Source organism: Bradyrhizobium sp. NAS96.2, assembly GCF_001908235.1.
Classification (GTDB): Bacteria; Pseudomonadota; Alphaproteobacteria; order Rhizobiales; family Xanthobacteraceae; genus Bradyrhizobium.
The window spans coordinates 13,319-28,275 of record NZ_LGHK01000017.1; the positions used below are offsets into that span (position 1 = coordinate 13,319).

At 64.8% G+C, this 14,957-nt stretch carries 12 protein-coding genes; 7 read left to right on the forward strand and 5 right to left on the reverse strand.

Features of this window, described 5'->3' with window-relative positions; all coding sequences use genetic code 11:
- Position 1: 1 nt before the first annotated feature.
- Together AC628_RS04270 and AC628_RS04275 are read right to left on the reverse strand one after the other, a co-directional pair.
- Positions 2 to 988 (reverse strand): phosphotransferase family protein, encoded by a 987-nt coding sequence (locus AC628_RS04270; protein WP_074125503.1) that lies wholly within the window; start codon positions 986 to 988, stop codon positions 2 to 4.
- Positions 985 to 1,779 (reverse strand): enoyl-CoA hydratase/isomerase, encoded by a 795-nt coding sequence (locus AC628_RS04275; RefSeq protein ID WP_074125504.1) that lies wholly within the window; start codon positions 1,777 to 1,779, stop codon positions 985 to 987. Before AC628_RS04275 ends, AC628_RS04270 begins: the two co-directional genes overlap by 4 nt.
- A 163-nt stretch (positions 1,780 to 1,942) precedes the next feature.
- Here AC628_RS04275 and AC628_RS04280 point away from each other — a divergent pair, with 163 nt between their 5' ends.
- The 5 genes from AC628_RS04280 to AC628_RS04300 all read left to right on the forward strand — a co-directional run bounded on the left by AC628_RS04280 (position 1,943) and on the right by AC628_RS04300 (position 6,071).
- Entirely contained in the window at positions 1,943 to 2,725 is a 783-nt protein-coding gene (locus AC628_RS04280) for an SDR family NAD(P)-dependent oxidoreductase (protein ID WP_050406764.1), read from the forward strand.
- A gap of 352 nt (positions 2,726 to 3,077) precedes the next feature.
- Positions 3,078 to 3,455: a VOC family protein gene (locus AC628_RS04285; RefSeq protein ID WP_074125505.1), complete on the forward strand. Its 378-nt coding sequence runs from the start codon at positions 3,078 to 3,080 to the stop codon at positions 3,453 to 3,455.
- Positions 3,456 to 3,617: 162 nt separating this feature from the next.
- Positions 3,618 to 4,892, forward strand: coding sequence for an acyl-CoA dehydrogenase family protein (locus tag AC628_RS04290; protein ID WP_074125506.1), 1,275 nt, complete (start codon positions 3,618 to 3,620; stop codon positions 4,890 to 4,892).
- A 272-nt stretch (positions 4,893 to 5,164) separates the two neighbouring features.
- Positions 5,165 to 5,803: a flavin reductase family protein gene (locus AC628_RS04295; RefSeq protein ID WP_074125507.1), complete on the forward strand. Its 639-nt coding sequence runs from the start codon at positions 5,165 to 5,167 to the stop codon at positions 5,801 to 5,803.
- Complete coding sequence (locus AC628_RS04300; RefSeq protein ID WP_074125508.1) at positions 5,796 to 6,071, forward strand: GNAT family N-acetyltransferase; 276 nt, start codon at positions 5,796 to 5,798, stop codon at positions 6,069 to 6,071. The genes AC628_RS04295 and AC628_RS04300 overlap by 8 nt, the downstream gene beginning before the upstream one ends.
- A 191-nt stretch (positions 6,072 to 6,262) precedes the next feature.
- On the opposite strand, the gene yghU is transcribed toward AC628_RS04300, so the two are convergent.
- Positions 6,263 to 7,144 carry a glutathione-dependent disulfide-bond oxidoreductase gene (gene yghU, locus AC628_RS04305; protein ID WP_074125549.1) on the reverse strand — a complete coding sequence of 294 codons (882 nt, stop codon included), beginning with the start codon at positions 7,142 to 7,144 and terminating at the stop codon, positions 6,263 to 6,265.
- A 276-nt stretch (positions 7,145 to 7,420) separates the two neighbouring features.
- Here yghU and AC628_RS04310 point away from each other — a divergent pair, with 276 nt between their 5' ends.
- Both AC628_RS04310 and AC628_RS04315 read left to right on the forward strand, forming a co-directional pair.
- Positions 7,421 to 8,554, forward strand: coding sequence for a nitronate monooxygenase (locus tag AC628_RS04310; RefSeq protein WP_074125509.1), 1,134 nt, complete (start codon positions 7,421 to 7,423; stop codon positions 8,552 to 8,554).
- Between the two features lie 142 nt (positions 8,555 to 8,696).
- Complete coding sequence (locus AC628_RS04315; protein ID WP_074125510.1) at positions 8,697 to 10,208, forward strand: acetyl-CoA acetyltransferase; 1,512 nt, start codon at positions 8,697 to 8,699, stop codon at positions 10,206 to 10,208.
- Positions 10,209 to 10,308: 100 nt separating this feature from the next.
- Here AC628_RS04315 and AC628_RS04320 read toward each other — a convergent pair whose 3' ends face one another.
- Together AC628_RS04320 and AC628_RS04325 are read right to left on the reverse strand one after the other, a co-directional pair.
- Entirely contained in the window at positions 10,309 to 11,514 is a 1,206-nt protein-coding gene (locus tag AC628_RS04320; protein ID WP_074125511.1) for an efflux RND transporter periplasmic adaptor subunit, read from the reverse strand.
- The gene (locus AC628_RS04325; RefSeq protein ID WP_074125512.1) at positions 11,501 to 14,680 is read right to left on the reverse strand and encodes an efflux RND transporter permease subunit; all 3,180 of its coding nucleotides are present in this window, start codon (positions 14,678 to 14,680) and stop codon (positions 11,501 to 11,503) included. The genes AC628_RS04320 and AC628_RS04325 overlap by 14 nt, the downstream gene beginning before the upstream one ends.
- Between the last annotated feature and the right edge of the window lie 277 nt (positions 14,681 to 14,957).

The following is a 14,957-nucleotide window of genomic DNA, read 5'->3' on the forward strand; positions in this document are numbered from 1 at the left end:
GTTATCTCCCCCGCGGAGCTAGCAACCGCAACAGATCGATCTCGGTCTCCGATGCGCGCCGCCCGATCATCGCACGCTCCATCGAATGATCGGGGCCGGAGCGGAAGCGCTGCATCATGCCACAGCACATCACGCCCCAGCGCAGCGTGCCCATCACTTCCCAGAACATCACGCGGTCCGGATCAGCCTTGCGGCCGGCCTCCTCATAGCCCGCGAACAGATCTTCGCGCGTGCCGAAGCCGCCGACAGGCTTGTCGATCTCGCCGAAGCGCCACGAATTGACGCAGATCCAGCCGAGATCTTCCATCGGGTCGCCGAAATGCGCGAGTTCCCAGTCGAGCACCGCGCGCACACCGTCGGGCCCGATGATCAGGTTGCCGTGCCGGAAATCGCCATGCACCAGCGTCACCTCGGACGACGGCCCGGGATCGTGATCGCGCAGCCAGCGCAGCGCCAGCTCGAACACCGGCCGCGGCCAGTTGAAGCTGTGATACTCGCGGGAGAGATCCTCGATCTCCTTGGTCGCCGTCAGGCCACGCAGCTTCGGCAGTTTCGCCTGCGGCAGGCCATGGATGCCGGCGATCACGCGGCCGAGTTGGCGCGCCAGCATCGGCCGCGCGGTCGCATATTCCTCGTCGCGCAAAATTTTCCGCGCGATGGTCTCGCCTTCGACCCGCGCCATGATGAAGCCGCGGCCAAGGCCGTCTTCCGGCCTCAAGACGTGCATCACCTTCGGCGACGGCAGGCCCGCGTCATGCGCGAGCTGCATCAGCGTGGCCTCGGCATCGAGGCCGGCGGCGCGGCCGGGCGCGGCACCGTAGCCCGGCGGCGCGCGGCGCAGGATCGCGCCGACATTGCCATTTGGGTGCACGATATCGAACGTCCAGGTCTCCTGGCTGGCGCCGCCGGATAGCTTGGCGGCGCCGGTGACGCCCGTCGCACCGGGATGAAACGCGGCGACGCAGCGCCTGAGCTCGGTCTCGATCATTTGCCCTTGAACTTCGCCGGCCGCTTCTCGAGAAATGCCGTGACGCCTTCCTTGAAATCCTCAGCTCTGCCCGCGATCCGCTGTGACTCGAATTCCAGATTGAGCTGATCCTCGAGGGTATTCTCCGGGCTGTCCCAGTAGAGCTTGCGGATCAGCGACAGCGCGACCGTCGGGCCGTTGGCGAGATCGTGCGCCATCTTCATCGTCTCTTCCATCAGCGCGGCGTCGTCATAGACGCGATTGACGAGGCCCCATTCCAGCGCCTTCTCGGCCGGTAGCCGCTCGCCGAGCAGCGACAGTTCGACCGAGCGCGCCTTGCCGATCAGCCGCGGCAACAGCCAGGTCGAGCCGCAATCCGGCACCAGGCCGATGCGGCGGAACGCCTGCAGGAAATAGGACGAGCGCGCGCACAAAATGAGGTCGCCCATCAATGCAAAACTCATCCCGGCACCCGCGGCCGGACCGTTCACCGCCGTGACGATCGGACAGTGCAGCTTACGCAATCGGCGCAGGAACGGATGGAACGCGGTCTCCAGCGCCGCGCCGGCGTTGCTCTTGCCGGGCTTCTGCTGCTGGTTACGGCCCTGCAGATTGGCGCCGGTGCAGAATGCCCTACCCGCGCCCGTGATCACCAGGCAGCGCACCTCGTCGCGCTTGTCGTCGATTGCATCGAGCGCCTCGGCGAGGCCGCCCAGCATGTCGATCGAGACCGCGTTCATGACTTCCTGATGGTCGAGTTTGAGAACCGCGACCGATCCGTCGAAGTCGAGCGTGACGTGTTTGAACTGCATGGTTTCCTCTTTACGTTGCTTCCGCGGTTGGTACCGCGGTAGGTCGATGGGTCGACCGATATTTGGACCCATATTTGATTTTTGTGCCGGGCTTGTCCATGGTCGGCGGCAAGCCCATCCGTGAACGCGTGATTAGCGCGCACCAAACCAAATGGAAACCCCAATGAGTGGCATCTTCGATCTCACCGGCCGCGTCGCTGTCATCACCGGCGGCAATGGCGGCATCGGCCTCGGTATCGCACAGGCGTTGAACGCTGCCGGCTGCAACGTCGCGATCTGGGGCCGCAACGCGGAAAAAAACGCCAACGCCGCGGCCTCGATGAAGGCCGGGCCCGGCAAGGTCGCAACGCAATTCTGCGACGTCAGCGATCCCGGCTCGGTCAAGACCGCGATGAAGGCGACGCTCGACACCTTCGGCCGCGTTGACGGCTGCTTCGCCAACGCCGGCATCGGCGGCGGCGGACGCCGCTCCTTCATCGACCGCACCGAGGAGGAATGGCGCAAGATGTTCGCGACCAATCTCGACGGCGTCTTCCACGTATTCCAGGCTGCGGCACGCCACATGACCGAGCGCTCCGAAGCCGGCGACAAGTTCGGCCGGCTGGTCGCAACCTCGAGCCTCGCCTCGCTGTTCGGCACCGCGCGCAACGAGCACTATGCCGGCACCAAGGCCGCGCTGAATGCGCTGTGCCGCGCGCTCGGCGTCGAGCTCGCCCGCCACGGCGTCACCGCAAACGCGATCCTGCCCGGCTGGATCAAGAGCGACATGACCGCCGGCATCATGGCCAACGACAAGTTCGTCGCCAACGTGATGCCGCGCATCCCGGTGCGCCGCTTCGGCGAGCCGAGCGATTTCGGCGGCATCGCCGTCTACCTCATGAGCAAGGCGTCGTCCTATCATACAGCGGATTGCTTTGTGATCGACGGCGGGTACACGGCGTTCTAGCCTAGCTCTTGCCGCATCACCGGTGTCGTCCCGGCGAAGGCCGGGACCCATAACCACAGGGTTGAGTTGTTGAAGAAAGGCTGTAGCCCCAGCGTCGCGCAACAATGAGTATTTGGGGTTATGGGTCCCGGCCTTCGCCGGGACGACACTGCATTTGTTGCACAGGCTGCGAAACATACATCCGCATCCTCGTGGCGCTGGTGCGTCCGAGTCTTGCGTTTGCCCGACCTCATCTTGAGCCAGGTGCCGCGCGACGCAGCGTCGCTTCCGTCGCGACAAAACTGCTGCTAAGCGTTCCAGCCGTAAGGGCGCAACAAGGCGGCTTTCGTAACCAAGAGGGAGGATATTTCAGATGTTTTCACACGTGATGGTTGGCACCAACGATCTGGACAAGGCCAAGGCGTTTTATGATGCGCTGCTCGGCACGCTCGACGTCCGGCCGGCCCGGGTCGACGGTCACCGCATTATGTACCTCACCAAGGCCGGCATTTTCATGGTGTCCAAGCCGATCGACGGCGAACCAGCGACGCACGCCAATGGCGGCACGATCGGCTTTGCCTGTTCTTCGCCGGAGCAGGTCGAGGCCTGGCACGCGGCCGGCATCGCCAATGGCGGCAAGCCTATCGAGGATCCGCCGGGCGTGCGCGAAGGCGGCGGCATCAAGCTCTACCTCGCCTACTTGCGCGATCTCGACGGCAACAAGATCTGCGCAATGCATCGGATGGTCTGACGATCCGGCACGCGTCGTGCGCGGCGGCGTTCAAACAACGTTTGAAACGCCGCCGCTAAATTCCGCGATGCGGTAGAGATCCTGCGAAAATCGGTGCTCGCGCTTCGCGCCGCACGCGTTTATTGTCCGCCGCGAACGCGCCTTCGCGAGGGAGAAACGACAATGAAGCATGCCTATGTGCCGCGGACCACGAACTACACGCTCAATCCGGGCGACGAGCTCAACGACCTCCGTATGTCGGACAAGGTCCGCCCGCTCTACGACCATGTAAAGCAGTTCATCCGCGACACCGTCGACCCGATGTCGGTCGAGTTCTATCGCGCCGGCGAGAAGAAGACCAACCGCTGGAGCTTCACCGACGAGCAGCTCGCGATCCTGCAGAAGGCCAAGGACAAGGCCAAGGAAGTCGGCCTCTGGAACTTCTTCCTACCCGACGCCGAGACCGGCGACGGCCTCAACAACCTCGACTACGCCTATATCGCCGCCGAGCTCGGCAAGAGCCCGCTGGCCTCGGAGACCATGAACTGCTCGGCGCCCGATACCGGCAACATGGAAGTGCTGGAGCGGGTCGGCACCAAGGCGCAGAAGGAGAAGTGGCTGAAGCCGCTGCTCAACGGCGAGATCCGCTCCGCCTATGCGATGACCGAGCCGAACGTCGCCTCCTCCGACGCCAAGAACATCTCGACCACCGCCAAGCTCGTCGGCGACGAATGGGTGATCAACGGCGAGAAGTACTACATCTCCGGCGCCGGTGATCCGCGCTGCAAGATCATGATCGTGATGGTGAAGACCAGTCCGGACGCGGCGCCGAGCAAGCAGCAGTCCCAGATCCTGGTGCCGATCGACACCCCCGGCGTCGAGATCCTCGGCCCGATGCACGTGTTCGGCCATGACCACGCGCCGCGCGGCCACATGCATCTGCGCTTCAACAATTGCAAGGTGCCGAAGGAGAACATGCTGCTCGGCGAAGGCCGCGGCTTCGAGATCTCCCAGGTCCGCCTCGGCCCGGGCCGCATCCATCACTGCATGCGCACCATCGGCAAGGCCGAGAAGGCGCTCGACATGATGGTGCAGCGCGGCCTGACCCGCGAAGCCTTCGGCAAGAAGATCGCCCATCTCGGCGGCAACATGCAGATCATCGCCCAGGCGCGCTGCGAAATCGAAGCGATGCGACTGATGGTGCTGAAGGCCGCCAAGGCAATGGACGTGCTCGGCAACAAGGAAGCCCGCGTCTGGGTCTCGATGGTCAAGGCCATGGTGCCCGAGCGTGCCTGCAAGGTGATCGACCAGGCGATCCAGATGCACGGCGCCACCGGCATCTCGCAGTGGTCGCCGCTCGGCGAAATGTACCAGGACGTCCGCCATCTCCGCTTCGCCGACGGTCCGGACGAGGTGCACTGGATGGTGGTCGGCCGGCATGAACTGAGCATGCCGTAACCTATCTTCCCCTTCTCCCCGCTTGCGGGGAGAAGGTCGGGATGAGGGGGAGTCTCCACAAGGATAGTGAAAAACGCACTCGCAGAGACTCCCCCTCACCCATATCGCATCTAACGATGCGAATTGACCTCTCCCCGCAAGCGGGGCGAGGTAAGAAAGCAAGAGCAAGTCTGCAAGGCGGGTTAGCGCAAGCGAGCCCGCCTTTTGCTTTTCGAACCGCCGGCGGCGGGTTACGCTTCGTTCGCCCGCACACCGAAATTCCGGACAGCCCCATGGAATATGCCGCAAGCGACCTCAGCCAGCGCGAACGCTACAAGGTGCTGACCTCCTTCGTGCTGCCGCGGCCGATCGCCTGGGTGACGAGCACGAACGCGGACGGCGTAGTCAATGCGGCGCCGTTCTCGTTCTTCAACGTGTTCTGCGAGGATCCACCGCTCTGCATGTTCGCGGTCAACCGGCGGCCCGACGGCCGCGAAAAGGACACGCTGGCCAACATCCAGCGCCTCGGTGAATTCGTGGTCAACCTGACCGACGAGCCGCTGGCGCGCGCGATGCACGAGAGCTCGGGCGACTTCCCGCCCGAGATCGGCGAGCCGGATTATCTCGGCCTGAAGCTTGCACCCTCACGCAAGATCGCGGTACCCAGGCTCGCGGATGCGCCATTTGCGATGGAGTGCAGGACCTGGAAGCTGATCGACGTCAACGGCGACCGCCAGCTGATCATGGGCGAAGGCATCCACTTCCACATCCGCGACGAACTGTGGGACCATGAGGCGATGCGCGTCCACATGGAGCGCTACCACCCGATCGGCCGCATGTTCGCCGATCGCTACTGCCGCACCGACGACCGCGTGGTGTTTCCCGCGGCTGAAGGCGCGAAGCAAAATAGCCGAGGATCAGACAATGAGTGAAGCATTCCGCGACAACGCCGCGCAGAGCCGGTTCGAGCTCGCCGTCGACGGCCACACCGCCTTCGTGGTGTACCGCAAGACGCCGGACACGATTACGCTGGTTCATACCGAGGTGCCGCCGGAGCTCGGCGGCCGTGGCATCGGCTCAAAACTCGCCCGCGCCGTGCTCGACGCCGTGCGCGCGCAGAAGATCAAGCTCGTCGTGAAATGCGAGTTCATCCAGGGCTTCATGAAGAAGAACCCGGAGTATGATGATTTGCTGGCATGATGCATGGTGAGGAGCGCGGAACGGAACGCGTTCCTCATGACGGATCTATCATCGTCATTGCGAGCGAAGCGAAGCAATCCATCGCGCCGCATACGCGGAAACATGGATTGCTTCGTCGCTTCGCTCCTCGCAATGACGACGGCGAAAGCTTCAGAACCTCTCAGGATGACGGGTCAAATTGATCGCGCAGACTACGACGCCGCCGGCTCGCCGATCTTGTCCTGCGTGTTGGTCTCGAAATCGCTGGCCTCGTGGCGCTCGTGGAGCTGGCTCGACGGCTCGCCCCAGGTGCGGTTGACCATGCGGCCGCGCTTCACCGCGGGCCGGGCCGCGATCGCGTCGGTCCAGCGCTGCACGTTCTTGTAGTCCTGCACCGAGAGGAATTCGCCGCCACCGTAGAGCAGGCCCTTGGCCAAGCTGCCGTACCAGGGCCACACCGCGATGTCGGCGATGGTATAGACGTCGCCCGCGAGATATTCGTTGTCGGCGAGCCGGCGGTCGAGCACGTCGAGCTGGCGCTTCACCTCCATCGCAAAGCGATCGATGGCGTATTCGATCTTGGTCGGCGCATAGGCATAGAAGTGCCCGAAGCCGCCGCCGAGATACGGCGCCGAGCCCATCTGCCAGAACAGCCAGGAGAAGGTTTCCGCGCGGGTCTTGACGTCGGTCGGCAGGAAGGCGCCGAATTTCTCCGCCAGGTAGACCAGGATCGAGCCCGACTCGAACACCCTGATCGGCTCAGGCCCGCTACGGTCCATCAGCGCCGGGATCTTGGAGTTCGGGTTGACCGCGACGAAGCCGCTGCCGAACTGGTTGCCGTCGATCTTGATCAGCCAGGCGTCGTACTCCGCACCCTTGTGGCCCGCCGCGAGCAGCTCTTCCAGCATCACGGTGACCTTGACGCCGTTCGGTGTCGCCAGCGAATAGAGCTGCAGTGGATGCCGACCGACCGGCAATTCCTTGTCATGGGTCGGGCCGGCGATCGGCCGGTTGATGCTGGCGAAGCGCCCGCCGCTCTCCTTGTTCCAGGTCCAGACTTTCGGCGGCTCGTAGGCAGAGGTGTCGTCAGTCACGTCGTTGGCTCCCGGTTTTACGTTTTTCCGTGGCGCGGCGACCGCCGTGCCCATCCGCATGTCCGCACTAGATGGTGGGCACACGTCGCTTTGCCCACCCCGCCGGATCGCATTTTCTATCCAGCGGAATGCGCTGCGAGCGATGCTGCCAAGCAGCGTCTGCACGCAAGATCGCCGCGGCCGAAACCCGCTTGGCTTCGCTGACCGTGATGCGCTAGCGTTGCAGGGGCTGATGCCAACAAGCACAAGAAGCGGCCGCCGGGAGAAAACCAACCCATGAAATCACCGATCTGCGACATGCTGGGGATCGAATTTCCCCTGCTCGCTTTCAGCCATTGCCGCGACGTGGTGGCGGCGGTCAGCCGCGCCGGCGGCTTCGGCGTGCTCGGCGCGACCGCGCATTCGCCGGAGACGCTGGAGCAGGAGCTGAAATGGATCGACGCGCATGTCGACGGCAAGCCCTATGGCATCGACGTGTTGATCCCGGAAAACATCTCGACTGCCGGCGAGAAGAACGTCACCTGGAAGAGCCTCGAGGCACGCGTCTCGCAGGAGCATCGCGACTTCACCCGCAATCTCTTGAAGAAGTACGACATCGAGCTGACCAGCCGGAATGTCGCCGACAACCAGCCACAGCCGTTCGATGCCGAAACCGCGCTGCAACTGCTGGAAGTCTCGTTCCGCCATCCGATCAGGTTGATCGCCAACGCACTCGGCGTGCCGCCGAAGGCGATGATCGAGATGGGCCGCAAGCACGGCGTGCCGGTCGCAGCGCTGGTCGGCTCCAAGGAGCATGCGCTGCGCCAGGTCGCGGCCGGCGTCGACATCCTGGTCGCGCAGGGCACCGAGGCCGGCGGCCATTGCGGCGAAGTCTCGACCATGGTGCTGGTGCCCGAGGTGATCAAGGCGGTCAAAAAAATCCGCGACGTGCCGGTGCTCGCCGCCGGCGGCATCATGACCGGCAGCCAGATGGCGGCCTGCATGGCGATGGGCGCGGCCGGCGCCTGGACCGGCTCGGTGTGGCTTGCCACCGTGGAATCGGAGACCTCGGAGATCTTCCGCGAGAAGATGATCGCAGCCTCCTCGCGCGACGCGATCCGCTCCAAGGGTCGCACCGGCAAGCCGGCGCGGCAGCTCCGCTCGGTCTGGACCGACGCCTGGGATCGCTCGCCGGACAGCCCCGGCGCGCTGCCGATGCCGCTGCAAAGCATCATCAGCCGCGACGCCTTCAATGCCATCGACCGCGCCGCCGCGGCCGGCAATGAGAAGGCGCGCGATCTCGTCAGCTATTTTGTGGGCCAGGGTGTCGGCCTTGTCGACAGCGTGAAGTCGGCCGGTGCCGTGGTGCAGGAGTTCAAGGAAGATTTCGTCGAGGCTGTCGAACACATGAACGCGCTGGTCGCGGATTAATACGCCCACCGTCGTCGTTGCGAGGAGCGAAGCGACGAAGCAATCCATTTATCCCCGAGTCGAGAAATGGATTGCTTCGCTTCGCTCGCAATGACGCCCAGAACAAGCATCGAGTCCAATACCGCAGAGTGAAGCAGCAAGAATGTCGAACAGCATCCCCGAAGACCGCATTCCCGTCATCGTCGGCGTCGGCGAGATCGTCGATCGTCCGAAGGACATCGCCGCCGGCCTCGAGCCGCTCACGCTGCTGGAGGAGGCGCTGAAGCGCGCCGAGGCCGACAGCGGCGCAAAGCTGCTCTCCGAGGTGCAGTCGCTCGACGTCGTCAACTTTTTGAGCTGGCGCTACCGCGACCCCGAGAAGCAACTGGCGCAGCGGCTCGGCATTGCGCCCGCGCATCTCTATTACGGCCCGGTCGGCGGCGAGAGCCCGATCCGCTATCTGCACGAGGCGGCGCAGCGCATCGCGCGCGGCGAATGCAGCGTGGCGGCAGTTTGCGGCGCGGAGGCGCAATCGACCGCGACCAAGGCGCAGCGCGCCGGCGTCGAGCTGCCGTGGACGCCGTTCGCGCATGATGTCGAGGAGCCGAAGCGCGGCGCCGCGTTCCAGAAGCCGATGGCGGTGACGCTTGGCGTATTCAGGCCGATCACGGTCTATCCGCTCTATGAGTCCGCAACCTCGGCGCATTGGGGCCAGACGCCGCGCGAGGCGCTGAAGGAATCCGGCGACCTGTGGTCGACCTATGCGCGGGTTGCGGCCGACAATCCGAACTCCTGGCTGAAGAAGAAGTTCACCGGCGACGAGATCACGACGGCAACCCCCGATAATCGGATGATCGCCTGGCCGTATACGAAACTGATGGTGGCGAACCCGACGGTGAACATGGGCGGCGCGCTGATCCTGACCAGCCTCGCCAAGGCGCGCGCGGCCGGCGTGCCGGAGGACAGGCTGATCTATCCGCTCGGCGGCGCCTCTGCGGAAGAGCCGCGCGACTATCTGACCCGCGACCAGTTCGTCGAGAGCCACGCGCAGACCGCGGTGCTGAAGGCGGTGATGGATCTCGTCGGCGGCGACGGCAAAAAGTTCGACGCGATCGAGCTCTATAGCTGCTTCCCCTGCGTGCCGAAGATGGCGCGCCGGACGCTCGGCCTGGGCGCCGACGTGCAGCCGACCGTGACCGGTGGCCTCACCTTCTTCGGCGCGCCGCTCAACACCTACATGACGCATTCGGCTTGCGCGATGGTGCGCAAGCTGCGCAGCGGCGGCACGCTCGGCCTGCTCTACGGCCAGGGCGGCTTCGTCACCAAGCATCATGGCCTCGTGCTGTCGCGCGCGGCGCCGACGGCCGCGCTCAAGCAGGAGACCTCCGTGCAGGCGGAGGCCGATCGCAACAGGCGCGATGTGCCCGACTTCACCGCGGAGGCGACAGGGAAAGGCAAGGTCGAGGCCTTCACCGTGATCTATCGCGCCAATGGCGAGGTCGAGCACGGCGTCACCATGCTGCGCACCGAAGACGGCCGCCGCACGCTCGGCCGCATCCCGGCAAGCGACATGGCAACGCTGGCTTATTTGCAGGACCTCGACCGGACGCCGGTCGGAACCATAGGCAACATCGTCACCGCCGGTGACGGCATGCTGGAATGGCGGGTAGGTTAAGGGCCAGCGTAGCCCGGATGGAGCGCAGCGCAATCCGGGGGCACTCCACTGATAGGCCTGCCCCGGATTTCGCTTCGCTCCATCCGGGCTACTCGAGAACCTACCCCTTCACATCCTGCTTTTCGGAGGCCGTGGTCGGCTTGCCCTTGGTGGCGCCGGCACCGGTGACGCGGACATGATCGCCGTCGGCGAGACCGTCCGGCGGGGCGGTGATGATGCGGTCGTCGGGCGCGAGGCCTGAGGCGAGCTCGATCTCCTTGCCGAGATCGCGGCCGATCTTCACGGTCTTGAACAGCACCTTGTCGTCCGGGGTCACGGTCGCGACCCGCAGGCCGTTGCCGTTGAAGATCAGCGCGCTGGCGGGAATGCTGAGCGGCGTTGCGTCGCGCTGCAGGTTCAGCTTCACGCTGGCATAGCTGCCCGGCATCAATTCGCCGGAGGAATTGTCGAGCCCGAGCTGCATCCGCGTCGTGCCGGAGGCAACGTCGACCGCCTGCGAGGAAGCTTCCACCGTCGCCTGGAAGCTGCGGTTCGGGTAATCCGGCAGCGACAGCGTGGCCTTGGCGCCGATCTTGATCGCCGGAACGTAGTTCTGCGGCACGTTGACATAGACGCGCAGCTTGGTGATGTCGGAGACCGTGAACATCGCCGGACCCGAGTTGCCGCCGGCATTGATCAGCGCGCCGACGTCGGTGTCGCGCGAGGTCACCACGCCGTCGAACGGCGCCGTGATCTTCTTGTAACCGGCGAGCGCTTCCAGCCGCTCGACATTGGCCTGGCCGGCCCTGACCGCACCGTTCTTGTTGGAGAGGTCGGCGGTGCGCTCGTCGATCTCCTGCGCCGAGACGAAGTTCGAGGCCACCAGCGTCTTGCGCCGGGCGAGCGTCGCCTCGGAGAGCTTGGCCGAGGCCTGGGCGCTGGCGAGATCGGCGCGCGCCTGCAGCAATTGCTGGTCGAGGTCGGGCGCCTCGATCTCGGCAATCACCTGGCCGGCCTTGACGCGGGCGCCGATGTCGGCGTCCCAGTTCTTCAGATAACCGGACACCCGGGCATAGATCGGCGCGCGGGAATAGGCCTCGAGCCGGCCCGGCAGATCGATCGTGGGGCTCAGCGCCTTGGCGTTGGGCAGCGCCACCGCGACGGTCGGAATGGCCTGGTCGTCGGTCCATTCCTTCAGCCGGTTGTCCTGCTCCTCGCGGGCGCGGATCCCGGTGCCGACGATCAGCCCCGCGCCGACCAGTGCAACCACGCCGAATATGCCCAACCTCCGGCCGGACACCGGTGGGCGCTGTTCAGTGGGCTGCATGCGGAATCTCCGATGAGGCGGCGGCTTTGGCGCCTTGCTTCTTGTGTACCATACTGAATACCACGGGAACAAACATCAGGGTCGCGAAGGTGGCGAAGATCAGGCCGCCGATCACGGCCCGGCCGAGCGGCGCGTTCTGCTCGCCGCCCTCGCCGAGCCCGAGTGCCATCGGCGCCATGCCGATGATCATGGCGAGCGCGGTCATCAGCACCGGGCGGAACCGGACGAAGCCGGCCTCCAGCGCCGCCGCGACGGGATCGCCAAGCTCCTCATAGCGCTCGCGCGCGAAGCTGATCACCAGCACGCTGTTGGCGGTCGCGACGCCCATGCACATGATGGCGCCGGTGAGCGCCGGAACCGACAGCGTGGTCTGGGTGGTGAACAGCATCCAGACGATGCCGGCGAGCGCTGCCGGCAGCGCCGTGATGATCACGAACGGGTCCGACCAGGACTGGAAGTTCACCACGATCAGGAAATAGATCAGCACGACCGCGCCGAGCAGGCCGAACAACAGGCCGGTGAAGGCCGAGTTCATGGTCTGCACCTGGCCGAGCAGCACCACGGACGAGCCCTTCGGCACCTCCTTAGCGGTGTCCGATATCAGCTGGCGCACGTCGGTCGCGACGCCGCCGAGATCGCGGCCCTGCGTCGTGGCGTAGATCTGCACCAGCGACTGGATGTCGTATTGCGAGACCACCGCGCTCGAGGTCGCGCGCTTGATGTCGGCGATGCCGCCGAGGATCGGCGCCTGGGTGTTGCCGGTTGCGGTGATCGGCAGCGTCTGCAACGCGCTCAGCGAATCGATCTGGTATTGCGGCGTCTGCATCACGATCGAATAGGACACGCCGTTATCGGGATTGAGGAAATAGGTCGGCGCCACCTGCGAGGAGCCGGCGAGGTTGACGACCAGCGAATTGGTGACGTCGCGCTCGGTCAGGCCGACATATTGCGCGCGGGTGCGGTCGACATCGATGTTGAAGGTCGGGTTGTTAGGCGACTGCTGGATCCGCGCATCGGCGATGCCGGGGATGCGCTTGATCTTGGCCAGCAGCTTGTTGGCATAGGCGTAGTTGGCGTCGAGATTGGCGCCGCGGATCTGCAAATCGATCGGCGCCGGCGCGCCGAAGTTCAGGATCTGGCTGACGATGTCGGCCGGCAGGAAGGAGAAGCTGGTGCCCGGGAACAGCCGCGGCAATTGCTCACGCAGCGCGCGCACATGCTCCTCGGTCGGCTTGTGACCTTCCCTGAGTTTGATCTGGATGTCAGCATCCTGCGGGCCGATCACGCCGGTGTTGTTGTAGGTCAAATTGATGCTGGAGATCGGCATGCCGATGTTGTCGGTCATGGTCTCGATCTCGCCCGGGATCAGCTTGCGGATCGCCTTCTGGACATCAGCCATCTGGTTGGCGGTCTCCTCGACGCGGGTGCCGACCTGGGTGCGGACATGCATCAGGATGTTGCCGGCGTCGACCGACGGGAAGAAGTTGCGGCCCAGGAACGGCACCAGCAGAAACGACGCGGCCACCACCGCGAGGAAGCCGCCGACGAACACCTTGCGATGGCCGAGCGCCATCGCAAGCAGGCCATGGTAGCCGCCGCGGATGCGCTCGAACCGCGCTTCGAAGCCGCGCTGGAACCAGACAAAGGGATTGCGCGACTTCGGCGGCGCACCTTCGTGATGGACATGCGGCTGCAACAGATAGTTCGCCATCGTCGGCACCAGGGTGCGCGACAGGATGAACGACCAGATCATCGCGAACATGACAGCTTCGGCCATCGGCACGAACAGGAAGCGCGCGACGCCGGTCAGGAAGAACATCGGCACGAACACGATGCAGATACAGAGCAGCGAGACGAAGGCCGGCGTCACGATCTGGTTGGCGCCGTCGAGGATTGATTGCTCGACCGGCTTGCCCTGCTCCAGGTGGTAATTGATGTTCTCGATCGTCACCGTGGCGTCGTCGACCAGAATGCCGACCGCGAGCGCAAGGCCGCCGAGCGTCATGATGTTCAGCGTCTCGCCGATCAGGGACAGCATAATGATGGCCCCCAGCACCGACAGCGGGATCGACACCGCGATGATGACGGTGGAGCGCCAGCTGCCGAGGAACAGCAGTATCATCACGCTGGTCAGCAGCGCCGCAATCACGCCTTCGAAGGCGACGCCGCTGATCGCACCGCGGACGAACACCGACTGGTCGCCGACGAAGCCGATCTTGAGCGCGTCCGGCATCTGGTCCTTGACGTCGATCACCTTCTGCTTGATGCCGGCGATGATATCGAGCGTCGAGACCGCGCCGGCCTTCAGCACCATCATCAGCACCGAGCGATTGCCGTCGACATGGACGATGTTGGTCTGCGGCGGGTTGCCGTCGCGGACGGTGGCGACGTCGCGCACATAGACCATCGCGCCGTTGACGGTCTTGATCGGCAGGTCGCCGAGCTCCTCGATCCGGAGCGGCGAGTTGTTCAGATTGATGGTGTATTCGAAATTGCCGATCTTCTGGGTACCGACCGGCGTGATCAGGTTCTGCGCCGCGAGCGCATTGGCGACGTCCTGGCCCGACAGGCCGCGCGCCTGCAGCGCGGTCGAATTGAGGTCGATCTGGATCTGGCGCTGCTTGCCGCCATACGGATAGGGGATCGCGGCGCCGGGCACCGTGACCAGCGGCGTGCGCAACTGGTTGATGCCGATGTCGGCGAGGTTCTGCTCGGTCAGGCCGTCACCCGACAGCGCGACCTGGACGATCGGAACCGTCGAGGCGCTGTAGTTGAGGATCAGCGGCGGCGTCGCGCCCGGCGGCAGCTGCTTGAGCAGGGTCTGGGCGATCGCCGTGACCTGCGCGTTGGCGGTGCGGATGTCGACGTTCGGCTGGAAGAAGATCTTGACGATGCCGATGCCGTTATAGGAGTTCGCAACGATGTGCTCGATGTCGTTGACCGTCGTGGTCAACACACGCTCGAACGGAGTTGTGATACGTCCCGACATCTGGTCGGGAGGCAGACCGGTGTACGACCAGGCCACGCCGATCACGGGGATGCGGATTTCGGGAAAGATGTCGGTCGGCGTGCGCAGTGCCGCCAGCGGTCCGATAATCAGCAGCAGGATCGCCAGCACGACGAAAGTATATGGCCGGCTCAGCGCGATACGGACCAGTGCGATCATAAAAACAGCATTCCCGAAATGAAGCCCGCCCAGGCAGAGGAATCGACATTGCAAAAGCCGTTCCGCAGCGGCCGATTTACCTGATGCAGCGCAAAACGCCAACCCGCGGAGCCGCCGCGGCCTTCACTTCCTTGGCATCCTTCGTGAGGCTCTGTGCCCGGGCCGGGCGCGCCGGCATGCCGTGCGGCCGATCGCGATCGCATCGTCATCAAAAAGAGACGGCCCTGCTTCAAAAGCGAGCCGGCTGAGGATGCGGTTTCGGCCGCCGCGAGGCTAG

Excerpts from the sequence above, each read along its gene's own strand:
- AC628_RS04270 (WP_074125503.1), bottom strand. The coding sequence starts at position 988 with ATGATCGAGACCGAGCTCAGGCGCTGCGTCGCCGCGTTTCATCCCGGT.
- AC628_RS04275 (WP_074125504.1), bottom strand. The coding sequence starts at position 1,779 with ATGCAGTTCAAACACGTCACGCTCGACTTCGACGGATCGGTCGCGGTT.
- AC628_RS04280 (WP_050406764.1), top strand. The coding sequence starts at position 1,943 with ATGAGTGGCATCTTCGATCTCACCGGCCGCGTCGCTGTCATCACCGGC.
- AC628_RS04285 (WP_074125505.1), top strand. The coding sequence starts at position 3,078 with ATGTTTTCACACGTGATGGTTGGCACCAACGATCTGGACAAGGCCAAG.
- AC628_RS04290 (WP_074125506.1), top strand. The coding sequence starts at position 3,618 with ATGAAGCATGCCTATGTGCCGCGGACCACGAACTACACGCTCAATCCG.
- AC628_RS04295 (WP_074125507.1), top strand. The coding sequence starts at position 5,165 with ATGGAATATGCCGCAAGCGACCTCAGCCAGCGCGAACGCTACAAGGTG.
- AC628_RS04300 (WP_074125508.1), top strand. The coding sequence starts at position 5,796 with ATGAGTGAAGCATTCCGCGACAACGCCGCGCAGAGCCGGTTCGAGCTC.
- AC628_RS04310 (WP_074125509.1), top strand. The coding sequence starts at position 7,421 with ATGAAATCACCGATCTGCGACATGCTGGGGATCGAATTTCCCCTGCTC.
- AC628_RS04315 (WP_074125510.1), top strand. The coding sequence starts at position 8,697 with ATGTCGAACAGCATCCCCGAAGACCGCATTCCCGTCATCGTCGGCGTC.
- AC628_RS04320 (WP_074125511.1), bottom strand. The coding sequence starts at position 11,514 with ATGCAGCCCACTGAACAGCGCCCACCGGTGTCCGGCCGGAGGTTGGGC.
- AC628_RS04325 (WP_074125512.1), bottom strand. The coding sequence starts at position 14,680 with ATGATCGCACTGGTCCGTATCGCGCTGAGCCGGCCATATACTTTCGTC.